Origin of the sequence: Neobacillus rhizosphaerae (assembly GCF_937468385.1) — a bacterium.
GTDB lineage: Bacteria > Bacillota > Bacilli > Bacillales > Cytobacillaceae > Neobacillus > Neobacillus rhizosphaerae.
In genome coordinates this window covers 108,364-128,285 of record NZ_CALBWS010000006.1, presented here as the reverse complement: position 1 = coordinate 128,285, position 19,922 = coordinate 108,364, and the positions used below count along the sequence as shown (strand labels likewise).

22 protein-coding genes are annotated in these 19,922 nt (G+C 35.9%); 12 read left to right on the top strand and 10 right to left on the bottom strand.

The genetic code is table 11. The features are described 5' to 3' along the window. Window positions 1–234: 234 nt before the first annotated feature. The gene (gene mprF, locus M5A78_RS07350) at window positions 235–2,763 is read left to right on the top strand and encodes a bifunctional lysylphosphatidylglycerol flippase/synthetase MprF (RefSeq protein WP_248734634.1); all 2,529 of its coding nucleotides are present in this window, start codon (window positions 235–237) and stop codon (window positions 2,761–2,763) included. Window positions 2,764–2,971: 208 nt separating this feature from the next. After that, window positions 2,972–4,141, top strand: coding sequence for a D-alanyl-D-alanine carboxypeptidase family protein (locus M5A78_RS07345; RefSeq protein WP_406603674.1), 1,170 nt, complete (start codon window positions 2,972–2,974; stop codon window positions 4,139–4,141). 96 nt (window positions 4,142–4,237) lie between these two features. Here the strand turns inward: M5A78_RS07345 and M5A78_RS07340 are convergent, their stop codons facing one another. Both M5A78_RS07340 and M5A78_RS07335 read right to left on the bottom strand, forming a co-directional pair. Further along, window positions 4,238–4,471: a hypothetical protein gene (locus M5A78_RS07340; protein WP_248734632.1), complete on the bottom strand. Its 234-nt coding sequence runs from the start codon at window positions 4,469–4,471 to the stop codon at window positions 4,238–4,240. A gap of 6 nt (window positions 4,472–4,477) precedes the next feature. After that, on the bottom strand, window positions 4,478–4,735 hold the full coding sequence (locus M5A78_RS07335; protein ID WP_248734631.1) for a hypothetical protein: 258 nt from the start codon (window positions 4,733–4,735) through the stop codon (window positions 4,478–4,480). A 190-nt stretch (window positions 4,736–4,925) separates the two neighbouring features. Here M5A78_RS07335 and M5A78_RS07330 point away from each other — a divergent pair, with 190 nt between their 5' ends. Next, window positions 4,926–5,414: an Hsp20/alpha crystallin family protein gene (locus M5A78_RS07330; protein WP_248734630.1), complete on the top strand. Its 489-nt coding sequence runs from the start codon at window positions 4,926–4,928 to the stop codon at window positions 5,412–5,414. On the opposite strand, the gene M5A78_RS07325 is transcribed toward M5A78_RS07330, so the two are convergent. After that, window positions 5,411–5,641, bottom strand: coding sequence for a hypothetical protein (locus M5A78_RS07325; protein ID WP_248734629.1), 231 nt, complete (start codon window positions 5,639–5,641; stop codon window positions 5,411–5,413). The two genes, M5A78_RS07330 and M5A78_RS07325, sit on opposite strands and share 4 nt — an antisense overlap. A gap of 91 nt (window positions 5,642–5,732) precedes the next feature. Here M5A78_RS07325 and M5A78_RS07320 point away from each other — a divergent pair, with 91 nt between their 5' ends. Further along, window positions 5,733–6,146, top strand: a complete 414-nt coding sequence (locus M5A78_RS07320) for a hypothetical protein (RefSeq protein WP_248734628.1) — start codon at window positions 5,733–5,735, stop codon at window positions 6,144–6,146. Window positions 6,147–6,208: 62 nt separating this feature from the next. On the opposite strand, the gene M5A78_RS07315 is transcribed toward M5A78_RS07320, so the two are convergent. Continuing rightward, entirely contained in the window at window positions 6,209–6,451 is a 243-nt protein-coding gene (locus M5A78_RS07315; protein WP_248734627.1) for a YkuS family protein, read from the bottom strand. Between the two features lie 100 nt (window positions 6,452–6,551). Here M5A78_RS07315 and M5A78_RS07310 point away from each other — a divergent pair, with 100 nt between their 5' ends. Further along, a complete protein-coding gene (locus M5A78_RS07310; protein WP_248734626.1) occupies window positions 6,552–6,683 on the top strand; it encodes a YuzL family protein in 132 nt (43 codons plus the stop codon). Window positions 6,684–6,771: 88 nt separating this feature from the next. On the opposite strand, the gene M5A78_RS07305 is transcribed toward M5A78_RS07310, so the two are convergent. Then, window positions 6,772–8,391: an ABC-F family ATP-binding cassette domain-containing protein gene (locus tag M5A78_RS07305; protein ID WP_248734625.1), complete on the bottom strand. Its 1,620-nt coding sequence runs from the start codon at window positions 8,389–8,391 to the stop codon at window positions 6,772–6,774. A 187-nt stretch (window positions 8,392–8,578) separates the two neighbouring features. Here M5A78_RS07305 and M5A78_RS24700 point away from each other — a divergent pair, with 187 nt between their 5' ends. Further along, window positions 8,579–8,713 (top strand): hypothetical protein, encoded by a 135-nt coding sequence (locus M5A78_RS24700; protein WP_264760442.1) that lies wholly within the window; start codon window positions 8,579–8,581, stop codon window positions 8,711–8,713. Window positions 8,714–8,973: 260 nt separating this feature from the next. Here M5A78_RS24700 and M5A78_RS07300 read toward each other — a convergent pair whose 3' ends face one another. Next, complete coding sequence (locus M5A78_RS07300; protein ID WP_248734624.1) at window positions 8,974–9,576, bottom strand: SCO family protein; 603 nt, start codon at window positions 9,574–9,576, stop codon at window positions 8,974–8,976. Between the two features lie 180 nt (window positions 9,577–9,756). On the opposite strand from M5A78_RS07300, the gene M5A78_RS07295 reads away from it, so the two are divergent. Together M5A78_RS07295 and M5A78_RS07290 are read left to right on the top strand one after the other, a co-directional pair. Continuing rightward, window positions 9,757–10,152 (top strand): CidA/LrgA family protein, encoded by a 396-nt coding sequence (locus M5A78_RS07295; RefSeq protein ID WP_248734623.1) that lies wholly within the window; start codon window positions 9,757–9,759, stop codon window positions 10,150–10,152. Next, the gene (locus M5A78_RS07290; protein ID WP_248734622.1) at window positions 10,136–10,813 is read left to right on the top strand and encodes an LrgB family protein; all 678 of its coding nucleotides are present in this window, start codon (window positions 10,136–10,138) and stop codon (window positions 10,811–10,813) included. Before M5A78_RS07295 ends, M5A78_RS07290 begins: the two co-directional genes overlap by 17 nt. Before the next feature lie 37 nt (window positions 10,814–10,850). On the opposite strand, the gene M5A78_RS07285 is transcribed toward M5A78_RS07290, so the two are convergent. Continuing rightward, a complete protein-coding gene (locus M5A78_RS07285; protein WP_248734621.1) occupies window positions 10,851–11,552 on the bottom strand; it encodes a Crp/Fnr family transcriptional regulator in 702 nt (233 codons plus the stop codon). Between the two features lie 474 nt (window positions 11,553–12,026). On the opposite strand from M5A78_RS07285, the gene M5A78_RS07280 reads away from it, so the two are divergent. Then, window positions 12,027–13,952: an endonuclease MutS2 gene (locus M5A78_RS07280; RefSeq protein ID WP_248734620.1), complete on the top strand. Its 1,926-nt coding sequence runs from the start codon at window positions 12,027–12,029 to the stop codon at window positions 13,950–13,952. 43 nt (window positions 13,953–13,995) lie between these two features. Here M5A78_RS07280 and M5A78_RS07275 read toward each other — a convergent pair whose 3' ends face one another. Continuing rightward, window positions 13,996–14,133 carry a hypothetical protein gene (locus M5A78_RS07275; RefSeq protein WP_248734619.1) on the bottom strand — a complete coding sequence of 46 codons (138 nt, stop codon included), beginning with the start codon at window positions 14,131–14,133 and terminating at the stop codon, window positions 13,996–13,998. A gap of 50 nt (window positions 14,134–14,183) precedes the next feature. Between M5A78_RS07275 and M5A78_RS07270 the strand changes: the two genes are divergently transcribed. After that, window positions 14,184–14,399, top strand: a complete 216-nt coding sequence (locus tag M5A78_RS07270; protein ID WP_248734618.1) for a cold-inducible protein YdjO-related protein — start codon at window positions 14,184–14,186, stop codon at window positions 14,397–14,399. Window positions 14,400–14,655: 256 nt separating this feature from the next. Here M5A78_RS07270 and M5A78_RS07265 read toward each other — a convergent pair whose 3' ends face one another. After that, window positions 14,656–14,841: a hypothetical protein gene (locus tag M5A78_RS07265; protein WP_248734617.1), complete on the bottom strand. Its 186-nt coding sequence runs from the start codon at window positions 14,839–14,841 to the stop codon at window positions 14,656–14,658. Between the two features lie 253 nt (window positions 14,842–15,094). Beyond that, on the bottom strand, window positions 15,095–15,229 hold the full coding sequence (gene yhfH, locus M5A78_RS07260; protein WP_248734616.1) for a protein YhfH: 135 nt from the start codon (window positions 15,227–15,229) through the stop codon (window positions 15,095–15,097). Between the two features lie 298 nt (window positions 15,230–15,527). On the opposite strand from yhfH, the gene M5A78_RS07255 reads away from it, so the two are divergent. After that, window positions 15,528–17,681 carry a PAS domain S-box protein gene (locus M5A78_RS07255; protein WP_248734615.1) on the top strand — a complete coding sequence of 718 codons (2,154 nt, stop codon included), beginning with the start codon at window positions 15,528–15,530 and terminating at the stop codon, window positions 17,679–17,681. A 151-nt stretch (window positions 17,682–17,832) separates the two neighbouring features. After that, window positions 17,833–19,893 carry a formate dehydrogenase subunit alpha gene (fdhF, locus tag M5A78_RS07250; RefSeq protein WP_319942262.1) on the top strand — a complete coding sequence of 687 codons (2,061 nt, stop codon included), beginning with the start codon at window positions 17,833–17,835 and terminating at the stop codon, window positions 19,891–19,893. The last annotated feature ends 29 nt before the right edge of the window (window positions 19,894–19,922 follow it).

Below are 19,922 nucleotides of genomic sequence, written 5' to 3'. Positions count from 1 at the left end.
ACTTATGCCGAGTGGGTTAGAAAACTTGTCTCTTTTTAAAAACTTTAATAATTTGTATTTGTTAGACGGAAAAAGAAAAGCTGAAATCGGTTTTGCCTTTAAGGATGATTGAATATTAAATAAAATGTCTACAATGAACATAAGCAAACATCCATTAAAAGAATATATTTCTTTGATTTTCCTATCGAAACGTATATATTTAAATCAGGATTGAAAAAATAGGTGGTCATCTTGTTGGGGATTAGAAAAGAAAAAATATTAAAAGTAGTAAAATTTATCTTTCCGCTGTTTTTATTAATTTTTGCTATCATCGAGATTAAAAAATTCACTGTAGGATTAAACATGCAGTTATTAAAAAATGAAATAAATCAACTAAATTTCTGGATATTATTATTGATTTTAGCCATTACCTTTGCCGCTGTATTACCAATGCTGCTTTATGACGTGATTTTAGTACGAATATTAAGTTTAAAGGTTCCAAAAAGAGAATTATTAGAACAGTCTTTTATTGCCAACTCTTTTTCTAATTTAATAGGTTTGGGCGGATTGGTAGGCGCTATGCTGAGAACCTACTTTTTTCACAAGCTTGAACATGATAAGCGAAGGCTACTTGGTGTAATTGCATCTGTATCACTTTTTTATTTAACGGGGGTTTCAGCGCTTTCGTGGATTGTCACGACCCGCTTTCATCAATTCCCGTTGTTTGTTGATGTTAAATGGCTCTATTTTGCTGTTTTAGGTGTGGGTTTATACCTGCCCATTTTTTTCATTATACATACGTTTAAGTCTAAAAAAGACAATCAGAAATTAATTACCACTAAAGTGGGTATTGAGCTTATCGTTGTTTCCATTGTTGAATGGCTAGCGGTGTTCATGGCTATATTTGCTTTAAGCAGGGTATTGGGAATACCGATATCTTTTGAAAACCTTTTTCCAGTTTACATTGTTGCTGCTTGTGCCGGTATTATTAGTATGATTCCGGGGGGCCTAGGTTCATTTGATTTGGTATTTATCTGGGGCATGCAGGATTTACATGTACCTGAAGAGAAAGTCTTAGTTCTTCTATTGTTTTATCGAATTGGCTATTATTTCATACCATTTATCATCAGCTTGGTGTTTTTCATCAAGATGTATTGGGTAAAATGGAACCACTCTTGGAATTATCTGCCTAAAGCGATTGTTCAAAGCTTAAGTCATGTCATTTTGACGATACTCGTTTTTTTATCAGGACTAATCTTGTTATTATCAGCGAGTGTGCCTGGAATTATGTCGAGGTTAAAGATAGCTCAGGAACTATTGTCATTTCCGATTATTAACGTTTCTCACCAACTTTCCGTTGCGGCAGGTTTCTTACTATTAGGTTTATCGCGCGGCATTGAATACAGTGTAAAAAGAGCATATGAGTTAACAATGTTCGCCTTAATCCTTGCATCATTATTCTCGATTTTTAAAGGAATAGATTATGAAGAAGCGATTTTCCTAATCATTGTCGCTCTTATCCTTAGAATGTCAAAGGGTCAATTTTATCGGGAAAGTTATGTCCTTACTTGGGGGAAAACAATTTTTGATGTGTCGGTTATCCTTATCATTACTTCCATGTACATTTTGATAGGGTATTTAAATTTACCGATCTCTAAAATAACGATCCCGCAAAAATTTTTACCTTATGTAATAGTTGATTATCGTGATTTGTTTATGAGTGCCTTTATTGGATTAGTTATCGCTTTATTCATTCTTTTTTCAGGTTATTTAAACAGTTTGTCTAAAAAATGGAAGTTTAAGAATTCAATCAGCCAAGATAAAGAAATCAGCAGTCACTTAACAAAATATAAAGGAAAGGTTTTGTCCCATTTGATTTTCTTACATGACAAATACATTTTTTGGAACAGTAAGAAAAATATCTTAATTCCTTTCCAGCAATACGCTGATAAACTGATCATTCTTGGAGATCCCATTGGTGAACAAAATGAAATATCTAATGCAATTGATGAATTTCAGGAAATAGCTGACCTGTACGGATTTACTCCCGTTTTTTATCAAGTTAGTGATGAGATGCTTCCATATCTTCATGGACACGGTTTTGCATTTTTTAAATTGGGTGAAGATGCCTTTGTTGATTTAAAATCCTTCTCTCTCTCGGGAAACAAAATGAAGGGTTTGCGTGCGTTAAAAAATAAGTTTAATCGAGAAGAGTTTTATTTTGAATTGTTGGAACCTCCTTTTTCCGATCAATTATTGACCGATTTAAAAGACGTTTCGAATGACTGGCTTCAAGGGAGAAGAGAGAAGGGTTTTTCATTAGGATTCTTTGATCGTGATTATTTAAACAAAGCACCTATTGCTATTGTAAAAGATGATAAGAACCAAATTCAAGGCTTCATGAGCATCATGTATGTTTATGATGATTTTCAAACGATTTCTGTTGATTTAATGAGGTTTAAGCCTGATGCTAGTCCGGGAACCATTGATTTTCTGTTCCTATCATTAATTGATTGGGCAAAAGAACAGGGCTATAATCGGTTTAATATGGGGATGGCACCATTAGCTAATGTTGGTCTATCAAGGTTTTCCTTTTTAAGTGAAAAGATTGCTGCTCAAATTTTCTTACATGGACATTTTATTTACCACTTTCAGGGTTTAAGAAAATTTAAAGAAAAATATACTAATATATGGGAGCCTAAATATTTGGCCTATCGAAGAAAATCTTCATTACCCTTTACCATGGCACAAATAACTTTGTTAATCTCGAAAAAGAGACCATAGATTCGCTGAGGCTGACCCAGAAGGTCGTTGAATGACGACTTTTGGGTCAGTTTTTTATTTTCACTATACTTTTGAGACACCACCTTTTTTTATTTTTTCTAATACCATCCTTCTCTTGTCTCCCATTTTGCTCCAAGTTTAGGAAAAACTATTTATTTTTTTGGAGAATCTGATAAAATCAAAGAGGGATTATTCGAAAAGAGTAAGGGTGTATCTATTGAATAAATTTATTTCTATCATGATGATTTTTCTATTTGTATTTTCAAATCAAATAAATACCTATGCAGCAGAAAGTCAACAATTACCTTTAAAGAGTGAAGGAGCAGTACTCTTAGATTCCGACACTGGCGCTGTCCTTTATGCCCAAAATGCTGACGAAAAAATGTATCCAGCAAGTCTTACCAAAATTGCAACTGCTATCTATGCGATTGAGAAAGGGAATTTAGACAGTATCGTTACTGTAAGCGCTAACGCAGTTAACCAAGATGGAACTAGGGTCTATTTAAATGAAGGGGAGCAGGTCTCTTTAAAGAAGCTGATACAAGGGATGTTGATTAACTCAGGGAATGATGCAGCAGTGGCCATCGCTGAGCACATAGACGGAAGTGTCGACCGTTTTGCTGTAAATCTTAATGAATATTTAAAAACAACTATTGGGGTAAAGAATACCCATTTCACCAATCCTAATGGATTATTTGATGAAAATCATTATACAACAGCTATGGACTTAGCATTGATGACGAATTATGCGATTAAGAATAACGTTTTTGCTGAAATTTTCGGTACAAAATCGCTTGAGTGGGAAGGACAATCATGGAAAACAACATTATTAACCCATCATCGCATGCTAAAGGGGGAATTTCCCTATCAGGGAATAACCGGTGGGAAAACTGGTTATACAACTGAATCGAAACAAACCTTGGCCACAACTGCTGATAATGGGAAAATAAGGATGACTGCGATTGTTCTAAAGGCTGAGCAAAAAAGAGATATATATGATGATACTGCCGTTTTGCTAGATTACGGTTTTAAAACCTATCAGCATGCTATGATAAACCAGGGCGAAATTTTTAAAGAGGATAATAAAGAATTTTATCCTGAACATGACACTCTAATTACAGAAAATGTTGCGGGGTGCCAGAAAATAATTAATAGCGATGGGATCCTGTCGATAAAGGATAGTAATGGTCATGTTGTTCAGTTGATTCAACTAAAATATAAGGAACCGCCAATTCTTAAGACAGTTCCTACGAAGAGTGGAAAATCAAAAGAAAATGAACAACAGTTTTTACAAGTCAATGCTATTTATGGAATTTTGATCATTGTCGTTGGTGGAATTTTTATTGGTATCCGCAAAAAATTCACAAGAAAATACTAAAACATACACAAAAATAAGCCATGGAAGGATTCACCTTTCCATGGCTTATTTTTGTAAGGAATAACATGAAGAATGAGAGGATTTAGAGCCATGCTACTAAATGATACTGTTTTTTACGGCAGCGCCATCAATAACATCAGGATCTGTTACCGCTTGGATTGGAATATAGACAGGTGAGAGATCACCGTTCAGTTCGCCGAACCCCTGATTTCTCTTCGTGGAAACAAAAAGGTCAATCTGTTGGTTCGGACCGATAACGACATTTGAGCCCTGATCTATAACATTTACCTTAAACCCTAATAAATTTATAGCAACGGGTGCAAATAACATGATGACTCACTCCTTCTTACATTTATTGGGGTTGGAGTCAAAGGAAGATGGTGAATCAATTTGATCTCTGTCGTCAACAAAACTCCTTGTTCCCAAAAAGCTGCTCTTATCACCCAAATTTTGCCCGAAACCTTGATTCTTTTTATCAGAATTATGCCACTCAGCAAGTAAGTTTTGACCAATATTAACCGCGGAAGCATTCTCAAAGGAATTAATTTTTATCATGAAAATATTAATATTAATATATGGAACTGGAGTCTGCAAGGAAATTCCCCCCCTATACTTGCATTTATATATATGGAATTTCATTATAGTTTATGATTATTAAAGGTAAGTGACAAAGATAATATGCATAAGATTATAAGAGTAGTAAGTGAATGACTAAAAAAAATAATTTATTCATATAACTTGACGATTTATGAGATTTTATTAGGGGAATGGGAGCTGTGAATTAATGGATATGGATAAATTAAAACAATGGATGGAAATTGCCAAAAATATGCATGGTGGTGATTTTTGGGAAAATATTTTTGATCAGGAATTCGCTCAACAGTTTGTCAATGACCAGCCATTTAAATCTCCTTTCCGAGGTAATGGAGACAAATCTAATGATGAAGAAAAAATATTGCGTACGTTTCCGCTTATAGATGTCATAGAGGGTGAAAAGGAAGTAACCGTATTAATTGAGCTCCCTGGGGTAAAAAAAGAAGATATTCAATTAGGGCTAAGTGGGAATGTCCTTTCTATTAAGGGTTCATCCTTGCCTTTGCACCCATCAATTAAACCTAGCTACTCAGAAAGATACTATGGGGAATTCCAAAGAGCAATTACATTACCAGATTCAGTAAGTTCTAATGAATTAAGAGCAAAATTCTGGAACGGAATCCTATTTGTTAGTTACCCGCGTACCTTTAAAGTGGGAGAGATCATTCCCATTGATTAGTTTCCTGAAAAGAAAACTTCTGCGTCAATAACATCTCCATCCTGAACAAAATGAATGGGGAGAATGATTGATGTTTTATCACCAATTTGCTGTCCAAATCCCTGATTTTTTTTGGTTGTATTATTAATACTAATTTTCTGTGTTGAGCCAATCGATATGCTTGATCCTAAACTAGCTTCATTAACAATTAAATCTCCAAGATTGATTTTTGTTGGTAAGAAGAACATATTATTATTCCATCCTTTCAATAAATTGGACATGTTAGGATAATTAATCCATATAAATAGTAGTAGGTTAAAATAAGGGAGAGTTTGTGGCATGTCATTAAAAGGTTTATTCCTCATATTCCGTAAAAATGATTATGAAAAGGAATTTAAAAAAAAATTGTCTTCCTTAGAAATGAATATCGAAGAGTTGAAGAAATCATTAGAAACCTTCGAGCAACAAAATTCATCCGATATGGTTATTAAATCAACTGATCCACCGATTATTATAGAAAAAATTAATATTGAAAAAATCATCTTTGATAAATATGAGCTGAATAATAATTTTGGCCAGCTTGGAATTAAAGAGTTAAAGGGGAAATTGAATATTGGTGCAACGTATGGAAGTGAATTTACACCAAAGCTTGATGAGGAGGAAAAAGTGGAAAACCGCCGGAATGAAAATATGAAAAAAAACACTTCAGAAAAAAGCCCCAAGGTAAATATACATGCGAAAAAGGAGGAATAAAAAAGACTAAAGTTGAAATCCTTTAGTCTTTCGAAATCCTAGCTTTAGTTTTTAAGTGGAACTTATGGAAGTCTACTCTCCACTTGTTGACATACTTCGTCAGCAGTCATCCCATTTGCATCAATCACTGAGCCTTTTGTAAAGGTATCCTGCATTCCCATCATGTTTGAATCCAGACCTGTAATCACACAGCAATCACAATTTTTCGCATCGGACTCCTGCCTTAATTCTACAACGTCATAACCCTTTTCCCGTAGTGCTTGTTGAACGTTTGTAAGAGATTGTTCTACTCCAACTTTTGCCATACAAAACACCTCCTCCTGTAGATTATCTTGCCTAAGATTAACGGAAATATTCGGTATAGAGAGAGATTATTTTCCAAAAGCTAATAGGGGAGGTGGTCATATGGGTAAGCGAAAAAAGGACGCATCGAAAATCGGGCTGAATTCCTCACAAGTGGAAGGCCAAGGGACAACAACTTCAGAAACAGGTTCACGAACTGAATCTTCATCGCGGAGAAAACAGAAGAGGAGCTAAAAAAACGGGCACCACCAATGACAATGTGGGTGCCCGAATTCATTTTATTGTCTAACGCCAGAGCCTAGGTTAGTTCTCATTTTTCTTGTTACTGATACATTTCAGCGACTTGTTTTTGAATATCAGCATTTTCAAGATATTCATCATAGGTCATTTGCTTATCCACTAATCCATTTGGTGTCAGTTCGAAAATCCGGTTAGCAATCGTTTGAATGAACTGATGATCATGTGAAGCAAAAACAATAGAGCCCTTAAAATTTATTAATCCATTATTTAAAGCAGTAATTGATTCTAAATCAAGATGGTTTGTTGGTTCATCAAGAAGTAGAACGTTAGCACCATTTAGCATCATTTTTGATAGCATGCAGCGAACTTTTTCTCCCCCGGAAAGGACACTTGCTTTCTTTAATACTTCTTCACCAGAGAATAGCATTCTTCCTAAAAATCCACGTAAAAAGCTTTCGCTGTCATCCTTTGGTGAGAACTGACGAAGCCAATCGACAAGGTTAACATCGCTGTTCTCAAAATACTCGGAGTTATCTTTAGGGAAATAAGCTTGTGAAGTGGTGATCCCCCACTTAAAAGTTCCACTGTCTGCTTCCATTTCGCCCGTTAAAATTTTAAATAGAATAGTCTTAGCAACCTCGTTCGTTCCAACAAGAGCAATTTTATCTCCCTTGTTCATAAAGAAGCTTATGTTATCTAAAACCTTTACGCCATCGATCGTCTTTGATAAACCTTCCACTCGTAACAAGTCATTCCCGATTTCACGATCAGGAGTAAAGCCAACGAATGGGTAACGGCGCGATGATGGTCTGATATCATCCAAGGTAATTTTATCTAATAATTTCTTCCGAGATGTTGCCTGTTTAGATTTAGAGGCATTGGCACTAAAACGGGCAATAAAGCTTTGTAACTCTTTAATTTTTTCTTCCTTCTTCTTATTGGCGTCAGAAGCCATTCTTGAGGCTAATTGACTTGATTCATACCAAAAGTCATAGTTCCCGACATAGACTTGAATTTTTCCAAAGTCCAAATCGGCAATGTGCGTACACACTTTATTTAGAAAATGACGATCATGGGAGACAACAATGACGGTATTTTCAAAATTAATCAGGAAATCCTCAAGCCATTGAATCGCTTTGATATCTAAGTGGTTTGTTGGCTCATCCAGCAGTAAAACATCCGGTCTGCCGAACAATGCTTGTGCAAGTAGGACCTTCACTTTTTCTGATCCAGTTAATTCAGCCATTTTTTTATCATGAAGATCGTCGCCAATTCCAAGGCCTTTTAACAAAATCGCTGCTTCTGACTCAGCTTCCCAACCGTTTAATTCAGCAAATTCACCTTCAAGTTCAGCCGCCTTCATGCCATCTTCATCCGTGAAGTTTTCCTTCATGTAAATCGCGTCTTTTTCCTGCATAACTTCATAAAGCCGTGCATGACCCATAATAACGGTTTTTAATACTTCAAATTCCTCGTATTCAAAATGGTTCTGTTTTAACACAGCCATCCGTTCATTTGGTCCGAGTTGTACAGTACCAGTTTGTGCTTCTATTTCACCGGATAAAATCTTTAAAAAAGTTGATTTCCCTGCTCCATTTGCCCCAATTAATCCATAGCAATTACCAGGGTTGAACTTAATATTTACATCTTCAAAAAGCTTTCGGTCTCCATATCTTAAACCAACGTTACTTACGGTAATCATATTTAAAACATCCTCCAAAAAACCATATTGCCATATAGTATACCATTAAAATAGAAGAATAGCGAATTCCTAAAGGTCGATTAGAATTTTTTAAGAAAAATTTTCTAAAAAATTTTTCCTATTTTCACACTTTATTCATAATTTTGTTGTAGAATTGTTTTAAGAAGTAATAAAGAAGGTGAGAAGTATGGCAAAGAAACAGCTTACTGAACTCGTTAACAAGTTAAAAAAAGCCGGTATAAAAGCGAGTCTAACCAAACCAAAGTCCAATTACCTTTTATCGTTACAGCAAATTAAAAAATATCCTTCTTCTGTGAATTAAATAAAAAACTGGTAATGAAAAGCGATTAATCCAAGGGACTAACCGCTTTTTTTATTGTATAGGAAATTATAAAATAATTAATTGTGGATAAATTGAAATAGTTCTCTGAATCCAGCTCCAGCGCACAGCGGCTAGTGTACTTCGCTCTCCGCCCTACGATAAGTCAACATCGAATCGCTATCGCTCTTCGTGTTTCCTTTATCTCAGTTGGAGCGCTCCAGTCCATACGCCGCTAAACGGGCGCTTGCGCCTTTTGTTCTTTATTCAATTTTATTCATAATTTTGTCGTAAACCGCTTGCTTATTAAATTCTTTTCCCATCGGAAACTTCGCGACAAATTTGTTATTTTGATCAACTAAATAAATAAAAGTAGAGTGGACGAATTGTCCGTTTCCTGGGTCTTTAAATTGAAATTGCAATGCATCAGTAACCTGTTTAATTTTACCTTGCTCATTTTTAATATTTTTCTGATCCCCAGTTAAAAACAACCAATCATCGTCGTTTTTAATTCCAAACCCCTGCATATACCCCTGTAAAATTTCTGGTGTGTCGCGGTAGGGATCTATGGTAATGGTGATAAATTCGATATTCTTGCCGAAAACTCCGTTTTTTACTAAATCCTTTTTCAAGGCAACCATCTTTTGTGTCGTTGTTGGGCAAATGTCTGGACAATGGGTATAAATAAATTCAATAAGCTTTAATTTTGTCTTATCCTTACCAAAATTATATGGATCGCCATTTTGGTTAATCAAGCTTACTTTTGCTGGTATTGTCGCATTTGCATCTCGAATCAAAAAGAAAGAAATTCCTCCGGCAATTCCGAGGAACAAAACAAGACTGCAAATGAGATAGATTTTTTTCATTACTATCCCTCCTACCAATAAGATAAAGAAGTTTTTTTAAAAAAGATATAGATATTTTGTGAACAAAGTTAATGCGTCAGAATTGTCGCTCCTTTATACTTAATATTATTGTTTGAATTTGTGAGAATGGTGGATGCAACAAAACAGTTTGAATGGAAAATGGAGAGATAGGTGTTAAACATGATGAAAAAGATGTGGGGATTTTCAGTACAAATGTTGATTCTTATTGGTATTTATCAAGTTGGGAATCAAATGGTGCGGATTTTTCATTTACCGATACCTGGAACCGTCATCGGTATTGTGCTTCTTTTCTTATTGCTTTCGATGGGTGTCATTAAGATTGAACAAATAGAAATGGCAGCTGAGTGGCTGTTAAAACATCTTGGCTTCTTTTTTATTCCCATTTCGGTAGGTATGATGACGATAGGATCAGTTTTAGTTAATAAAGGATTATCTTTCCTTTTTGTTCTGATTGTCAGTGCTTTTATTGGGCTTATATCTGCAGGAAAAGCAACTCAATCCGTCATTATGAAAAATGAAAAGGAAAAAGTGAATTATCGTGATCACGTTTTATAGTATTCTTCTAACGTTGTCTGTTTATATTTTTGCTCGCTTTATAGCAGCAAAATATTCTTCCCCATTAACCAATCCGGTTTTCTTGAGCACGATTGTAATTATCTTCTTATTAGTTATTTCAAATGTTTCTTATGACGAATACATTCCAGCAAAAAAAATGATGACATATTTACTAGGTCCAGCAACAGTTGCCCTCGCTGTGCCAATTTATAAAAATCGCCGCTTATTGGCTAAATACTATGGCGCAGCACTTGTGGGGATTTCAATCGGCTTAGTTACCACCATTTTCTCCGCAATTATTTTGGGCTATTGTCTGCAATTTTCAAGAATGGTCATCCTTGCTTTAACGATAAAATCAGTTACTGTCCCAGTTGCAACGGAAATTGGGAGGATTTTAAACGGAAATATCCCCCTAATCGCTGCTTTTGTGATTATTACAGGAATGATTGGTGCGATGTTTGGCGCTAAGTTATTAAGTCTATTTAAGATAACTCATCCATTTGCTCGTGGCTTGTCGATTGGAACAATCGCCCATGGAATCGGTACGGCTGAGGCAGTGAAGGAAGGGGAGGTACAAGGGGCTGTTGCGGGTGCTGCCATGGGAATTACTGCAGTGTTAACATCATTTATTATTCCTTATGGGATTGATTTTTTTATTTAAGTCTGCGAGGAGATGAGAATCTCCTTTCTAATCCTTCTTAATCAATGTTACACATTGAAATGGGACAATTTTCACAATCATTTTCACTTCGTAGAAAGTCGATATTATGAATAATTATTTTCTTTTGATGGATGGATATCACCTTTTTTTCCTTTAAATCTGCAAGCATTCTGCTGACGATTTCCCTAGCTGTACCACAAAAGTTCGCTAAATCTTGATTGGTTAACGGAACAGAGATATGAATGCCGTCTTCTTTTTCAATTCCATAGCTGTTAGATAACCTAATTAAGGTAGAGTATAGAGCACCTTTTTTGCCGAACAACACTAAGTCTCTAAACTTTGTCATTGTTCTCCGGAAATGATCATTCATCCATTTTAAAAACAAATAGGAAAGTTTACTATTTTCAAAAAGAGAGGTTTCTAACGAAGCTAGATTGATTGCTGCCACTTTGCAGTCCGCTATCGCCTTAGCGTTAAAAATGTATTTTGGGTCTTCGGTGAATAATGTTAATTCGCCAACAATCTCATTTGCTGAACATAAGCGTAAATAAAGTTCTTGTCCTTCGGCGTTCATCTTTGAAATTTGAACTTTTCCAGATAGGATAAGGTACATTTCGGAAGCAGGCATGCCCTCTTGAAACAAAAATGTCCCCTTTCTCACTTCAATCATTCGTCCTGCCTTATGCAAAAGTTCGATTAATTCATCTGTTAAAAGGTTTTTTGTTTGACCTGTAATCATACTTACCACCTTAAAAGTTAATAGTTATTATAAATATGATAAACTGTAAAAGGAGGTAGAAATAGCCACTTTTGAACTATGATTGTTAAATGTTTTTGAATTTTATTGGTAATTGGTATTTGACAAAACATTCCCACTATCGTAATCTTTAGAAGAATTTACTTTTTCAATAAAGGAGTATGTTTTATGTTAGGTGTCGTTCTTAACTAATCCAATCAATTGGATATTTTCATTCCAGTCAATCTCTTCGTTTAATTTGTGTTCGAATAGAGGCTTATTTGGTTTTGGAATGAAGTTAAGAACAATGGGCAGACATAGGCATACATCTTTTTACCAATGTAGCTGTGTACACTCGTGTAGACAGTATTTATTTTGGTTTAATTTGAGTATGAAAAATGAGTGAATCCACTCATATCTTTTTGCCGCAATGACATTGTTCATTGCGGTTATTTTTATTTTAGGAGGTAAAATAAATTGAATCAGCATACATTTAACACATTGGAATTTAAAGAAATTAAGGAAATAATCGCACAATATGCATTAACAAAAGAGGGAAAAAGAAAAATTGAGTGCCTGACACCTTCTACCAATAAAAGGCAAATCGATGCCTGGCTTGATGAGATTTCCGAGGCTGCTGTTATTTTGACAAAAAGCTCCAGTGTTCCTGTTCATGGTTTGGAGGGGATGGAACAGCTGTTAGGTAACATGAATAAAGGTGTAGCATTAAGAGCTGAACAATTAACAAAGCTCTATGATTTTTTGGATTGCTGCGGGAAGATGCGAAGATTTATGAAGGATAAAGCTTATTACGCTCCGAGAGTGTCAGCATATGTAAATGTGATTGATGAAATTCCGGAGCTTGCAAGTGAAATTATCCGCTGTATACGTAACGGTAGGGTAGATGATTATGCCAGTAAGGAGTTATTGAAAATAAGGAAGCAAATAACGATTCATGAGGAGCGATTGAAAGAAAAAACCATCCAATTAATTCGCTCAAATAAATATAAAAGCTTTTTACAAGAAAATGTAGTTAGTCAGAGAAATGGACGATATGTCATTCCAATTAAAAAGGAATATCGCAATAAAATAAAGGGAACGGTGTTAGATACGTCCGCTTCGGGTTCGACTCTATTTATCGAGCCTGAAGAAATTGCCATTTACCAAGATCAGCTAACATGGTTTTTTTCTGATGAAGAAATCGAGGTGCAAAAGGTTCTGAACTACTTAACAGGATTGGTTGAGGAAAAGGAACAGCAAATCCTTATGGCTGTTGAAACAATGGTACATTATGACTTTTTATTTGCAAAAGCAAAATATTGCCGTTCGATAAATGCTTCTAGGGTAGGAATTAATGAAACAGATGAGATTGAACTGATTCACGCTCGTCATCCAATTTTGGGAGAAAAAGCTGTGCCGTTATCATTCGTATTGGGGAAGGAGCAACAGGCATTAGTAATCACCGGGCCGAATACGGGTGGAAAGACGGTAACAATTAAAACTGTCGGATTGTTAACTTTAATGGTCCAATGCGGTCTTCATATTCCTGCCGCTGAGGAGAGTAATCTATGTATATTTGATCGTATTCTAGTGGATATTGGGGATGGGCAAAGTATTACTGAAAATTTAAGTACGTTCAGTTCAAGAATTGTGAATATCATTGAAATCTTGAAAGAAACCAATAACCGGACATTGGTTTTATTAGATGAACTTGGATCTGGCACCGACCCAGGAGAAGGAATGGGTCTAGCTACAGCGATACTGGAAACTCTTTATGAAAAAGGAGCAACCATATTGGCAACGACTCATTATAGTGAGATTAAAGAGTTTGCCGAAGAACATCCCGGTTTTTTAAATGGATCGATGGAATTTGATGTAAACACACTTAGCCCAACCTATCGCTTAATCATTGGCAGGGGTGGGGATAGTCAGGCGTTTGCCATTGCATTAAAGCTAGGGATTCATCCGAAGATTATTGAAAGAGCGCATGCCATCACCTATAAGGAAGAGAAACAATATACAATCGTAGAAACGAATACTTGGAAGTTGAAGGATTTAGAAAAACAGGTGATTGTGAACAAATTTAAGGACAGAAAGAAGACAGCAAAAACGGAGGTACAAGTGCCACTTTTTCAAATAGGAGACAATGTGAAGATTTCCCCGACAAATGAGTTTGGAATTGTCTATACCGGACCGGATCCACTTGGGAATTATCTTGTCCAAATAAAAGGAGAGAAGGTTTCTATCAATCATAAAAGGATACAACTTTATATAGCGGCAAAAGAACTCTACCCTGAGGATTATGATTTTGATATTATTTTTCAAACAAAAGAAAACCGAAAGAAAAGTAAACTCCTTTCAAAAGGACATGATGAAACTATTACGATAGAATATAAAAAATAAGATCAAGTAACAAAAAAATTGAAGCCTCACTTACAGGCTTCAACTAATTTTTAGACTTTAAATATTGTTTACCAAGAAGCTTCTTCACTGCATTATAACTTAACCCGGACTGGTCGTTTAGCCTTTTGACTTCTGCAATGTCTGTTCCGGCAGACGTATATCGTTTATTGTTTAAATCCATTCTTTTAACCTCCAAAGTTAAAATCGTTTACTGGAAATGAAAAAGGTCCTTTGGGGCATACTAGTAAAAAGGAGGCGGTTCTCATTTTTTATGGTAAACGGAAAGAAGAAGATATTGAGGTAATAATGGTGGACACTGAAATTTATTCCTGTATCGATCAATCATGTATTGGTTGGATGAGAAAGGATTTTGTCGCTGATGACTTACTTTGCCCAATGTGTGGCAATGAGATGATGCATGAAATAAGAGAGCTTCCGAAAATCTAAGATGGCAAAAGACTGTCACGATAAATGGACAGTCTTTTTCTGTGGAAAAGGGGCGGAGCGCCGCAAAATGAATCACTTTAACCAGTTAAAGTAAAATACCCATTTCACTAGACGAAAGATGTGAAGTCTAGCTCTGCTCTCACCGCCTTTATTAGGTGACTACGGCTTGTTCTCTAAATTTATTTCCATGGTTGGGTTGGGAGTTGAGGCTCATGATAGTTTTTTATCAAAATCATTATATTCCCAACGAATCCTATTATAAATTTTCGTTCTGTTGGCCAATTTCATCTGCTGCAAGCAGGGTGTTGGCTTCTTCTAAGTATTTGTCCTCATCCACAGAATTTCCTGCTACATATTTTTGATTAGGGTATATTGCTCCATTATTTACTGTCATTTGTCCTTTTCTTGGAGCAGTTGTAAGATAGTCCTTTTTTTTTGCCATTCTCTTCAGCTCCTTGTCTAAAGGATTTGTTTTTAAGGCAGGGAATATGCTTGCCTAATTTTCTCCAAAACGGAAAATAATTGAATAACAACATAAAACTCTCCATTGACTGGAGAGTTTTATGTGCTTTCTTGCTCTAGCGCCTAGCCCCTCGAGGTTAAATAACCTTTAACAGATGAAATCAAAATTCAGACTTCTTCTGTTAGATAACCTTTTCTTGTCGTGGCTTAGCAAGGCGCTTCTTCTTTCCCAACTATTCTTCTCTTTTGGATAAACAGCGATCACATTCCATTAAGTAACTTTCGGCTTGCTCCTCCACATGCTGACCGCATTCTGGACATTCCTTCTTTGGTAGGTTTCTGAAAAACTCAACTGGACTCATTAACATGTAAAACTCCTCCTTTATTAATACAGTCTATTTTATTTCCTCTTGTTATAGTACAGTATAATCAAAAAATAGAAAATTGTGTAGACTTTTTTTGGAAAAATCACCTGTTTTAAAAAAAATAAGGCTTTTATCACAAGAAATATTAATGAACTTTTAATTATTTTTTTTACTAAAGGTGTATTTATTGGTAAAAATATTGATAAAAATGTTCTTCTTCCATATTTTATGCTTCCATAACATTCTGCTTTACATTACAATCATAGTAGAAACGGACAGTGGGAATGGGGGATGCTGGTTAATGAATGCATTGTTAGGAACTTTTCATCCTTATATTATTATCATTGCAATAGGTTTAACCACCATGGCATCATATACAGCTTTAGATATGTTTACATTAATAAGAACTTCAGGACAAAATAAAAGGCTATTGTTTCTTGGTGGAACATTTTCAATGGGAATTGGAATATGGATAATGAATTTTATGGGACTTATATCAGCAGATACAAATCGATTTGCTAGTTATCATATTCCACTAACGGTTCTTTCCATTTTTATAGGGGTAGCATTTACAGGAATGGCTTTTCTTCCTTTTTATGGTAAAGTGATTCGTTTTTATCATTACCTTATTGGCGGTTTATTTCTTACGTTTGCTGTGATTGCAATTCAAGTAATCGGTCTTTATGCAATGAATTTGAATGTAAAGTACAATATACCATTATTTACATTGTTGGGGTTGTTGATTTTTGGATTATTTCTATTCTCTCTTTGGATTCTTTTTTCTCCAAAAAGCTACAAACAAGGTCATCAAATATGGTTAAAACCAATCAGTGCCATTATAATATCTGCAGCTATTGCTGAAGGTCATTTCTTGTTAAAGAGGGCCACTGTTACGACAAGTGACCTGGTGAGAGGGTCAAGCACAGAAACTCCCTTTTTTATTTATTTGGTCTTATTTGTAACTGTTTTAATTATTTGCGGTCTTATAGTATCGAGTACGTTAATTAGTAAACAATTAGCAACGACTGATACAAATTTAAAGGACATTAAGGCAGCTCTTGATTCCTCAACAATTGTTGCTATTACAGACCCATATGGAACAATCGTGTTTGTGAATGATAAATTTGAAGAGATTTCAAAGTATAAACAAGAAGAAATCATCGGAAAGAATCATCGGATTTTAAATTCTGGGTACCATTCAAAGGAATTCTTTAAGGACCTTTGGCAAACTATCCAATCGGGGAAGATTTGGCGAGGCGAAATTCGTAATAAAGCAAAGGATGGAACCTATTATTGGGTTGATACTACGATTGTTCCATTTTTGGATAAAAATGGTAAACCAATCCAATATATTGCGATTCGTTCAGACATTTCTGACAGAAAAAGGGCGGAAGAGCACCTAAAAGAAACACTTAAAGAAAATATTGATATTAAATTTGCTCTGGATCAATCTTCAATCGTAGCCTTTACAGATGAGAGAGGAATTATTACCAGTGTGAATGATAAGTTCTGTGAGATTTCAAAATATAGTCGAGAAGAAATTTTAGGAAGAGACCATAATATTTTAAATTCAGGTCACCATTCAAAAGTGTATTTCAAAGACCTGTGGAAAACAATTGGAACGGGACATGTTTGGAAAGGTGAAATTAGAAATAGAGCAAAGGACGGAACCTATTATTGGGTAGACACAACGATTGTTCCGTTTTTGGATGAACAAGGTAAACCTTACCAATATTTAGCGATACGTAATGACATTACTGAACGGAAGCAAACAGAAGAGGTCCTCCACCGTCAAGATAAGCTCGCTGCTGTAGGCCAGCTGGCTGCCGGGGTAGCTCATGAAATTCGAAATCCCCTTACGTCTATGAAAGGGTATGCAGAATTTTTACAGTTAGATGAAAAAGACCCTGATCGGATGGAGTTTTTAAACATTATCCTCGATGAAATAGAACGAGTTAATACCATTGTTGAGGATTTTATGGTACTAGCAAAACCAAAGGTAGTCGAATTAGAAGAAAAGAATGTTGTGCCTGTCATTAAAAATGTTGTTTCATTGCTTGAATTCGAAGCGCGGAAGAAGAATGTTAGCTTGTCATTTGATTGTAACGAGGAGATTATTCAGATTGAATGTGATGAAAACCGCTTAAAACAAGTGTTTCTAAATTTTATTAAAAATGGTATCGAAGCGATGCCAAATGGCGGGGATTTGCATGTTAAAACAATAATTCAAGATAATAATGTGCAAATTTCGATTCAGGATTCAGGTGTTGGGATTCCGAAAGAAAAGTTACAAAAGTTAGGTGAACCATTTTATACAACCAAGAAAAACGGCAATGGCTTAGGATTAATGGTTAGCTTCAAAATTATTGAAAGCCATAATGGCAAAGTATTTGTTGAAAGTGAACCGAATAAAGGCACAACCTTTAATATTTTTTTACCTACCAAAATTGCGTAAAAACGGGAGAGCAAATCTCTCGTTTTTTATTTTAAAAAATTTCTATAGTCTTATAAAAAAGACAAATTTTTTTATAAAAAAGAATCTACAATCGTATTAAATAGATTAATATGGTTATATAGGTATTAATGAATTAAGGGGAGGAATAACAGTGGGTGAACCAAATTTTGTGAAAACAATTTGCGGATACTGCGGTACTGGATGTGGCTTAGTCCTTGAAGTTCAGGATAATAAAATTATGAAAATCCGCGGAGACAAGGAAGCGCCAGTAAACAAAGGTCAAACATGTGTAAAGGGTGCATTTGCCTATGAATATGTACATGCAAAAAATAGATTAACATCTCCGCTTATCCGCAAGGCTGGAAAGCTAGTTGAAACGTCATGGGAAGAGGCCTATCAATTCATTGCTACAAAATTAACAGAGATCAAAACAACATGGAGTCCAAACGCAATAAGCATGTTTGCTTGTGCAAGAAGTACAAATGAATCCAACTTTATTACACAAAAGTTTATGAGGACAGTCATTCACAGTAATAATATTGACGGATGTAACCGCACATGACACGCTCCTAGTGTTGCCGGTCTGGCAACAGTTTTTGGAAGCGGTTTCCCAACTAATACACTTGAAGATTTCGATAAGGCAGAAGTATTGCTGTTGATGGGTTCAAACACGACGGAAGCCCATCCAATTATCGCCAATCGCATCAAAAAAGCGGCAAAATCAGGGCTCAAGATAATCGTAATTGATCCAAGAAAAATCGATATGGTAAAGGTCGCCCATCGGCATTTACAAATTAATGTCGGTTCGGATATAGCGCTAATCAATGCCTTCATTCGAGTCATTCTGAAGGAAAATTTATATAATCCTGAGTTTATCGAGAAGTTTACGATTGATTTTGATTTGCTCGCTAAGCAGGTTGAACTGTATACTCCTGAATATGCGTCGTCTATTACCGGTTTGAGGGCGGAGGACATTATCTTAACTGCTAGGGAATATGCTACTTCAAGCAGTTCGATGATTGCCTATACACTTGGGATCACCGAGCACCATTGTGGTGTTAATAATGTATTTGACATAGCTAATCTTGCCTTGTTAACAGGAAACATTGGAAAAGAAGGCACCGGTATCATGCCGCTTCGAGGACAAAATAATGTTCAAGGTGCTGGTGATATGGGCTGTTTGCCTAACCAATTGGCAGGTGCGATGAGCTTAGCAAACGACGAGTTCCGAGCGCGTTATGAAAAGGAGTGGAAGGTAGAGCTTAATCCACAGGCAGGCGATACCCAAACCCGTACTTTTGATCGGTTGGAAATGGGAGAATTAAAAGCCTTATATGTCATCGGTGAAAACCCGCTTCTTGCAGATGTTCATATGAATCATACAAAAACCTTATTAGAAAAACTTGATTTATTAATTGTTCAAGATATTTTCTTAACTGAAACAGCAAAAATGGCAGATGTTGTCCTTCCTGCTCGTTCATGGGGAGAAGTAGATGGGACCTACACGAATACGGACCGAAGAATTCAACGGGTGCGTAAGGCAGTTGAGGCCGAACCTAATACTAAGGAAGACTGGGAAATTCTTTGTGATCTCTCCACGATGATGGGGTATCCAATGCATTATAATAACAGTGAGGAAATTTGGGATGAGGTCAGAAATCTTGCTTGGGAGATGTATGGTGGTATTTCCTACGCCCGACTTGAAAAAGAGTATAGTATCCATTACCCATGCCCTGATGAGAATCACCCTGGAACATTTATTATGCATGAAAGGTTCCATCAACAGCAGCCAGTGGCTAAAAAATCACCATTTGTTCCCGTGGACTATACGGAGCCATTAGAATTGCCCGATGAGGAATACCCATTTACGTTAACAACAGGGCGGCGCTATGAGTCTTATAATACACATACCCAGACACGCCACTATGCAGCAGGTGTCAAAGTTAAGCAAACAGAAGAGACAGTTGATATTCATCCAGAAGATGCAAGTGAGCTTGGAATTACTAATGGTGAAGTTGTTCAGGTCCGTTCCCGACGTGGTGAACTCCAGGTTAAAGCAAAGGTGACAGAACAAGTGGTACCAGGACTTGTCTTTATGAGCTTTCACTGGAGCGAAACACCAACAAATGTGTTAACTTTAAATGAATATGATCCGATTTCCGGGACCGCAGAATTCAAAGCATGTGCAGTTGCGATTTCGAAGGTTTGTTAACTAACTTATGTTTAAAGGATAGTGCAGAA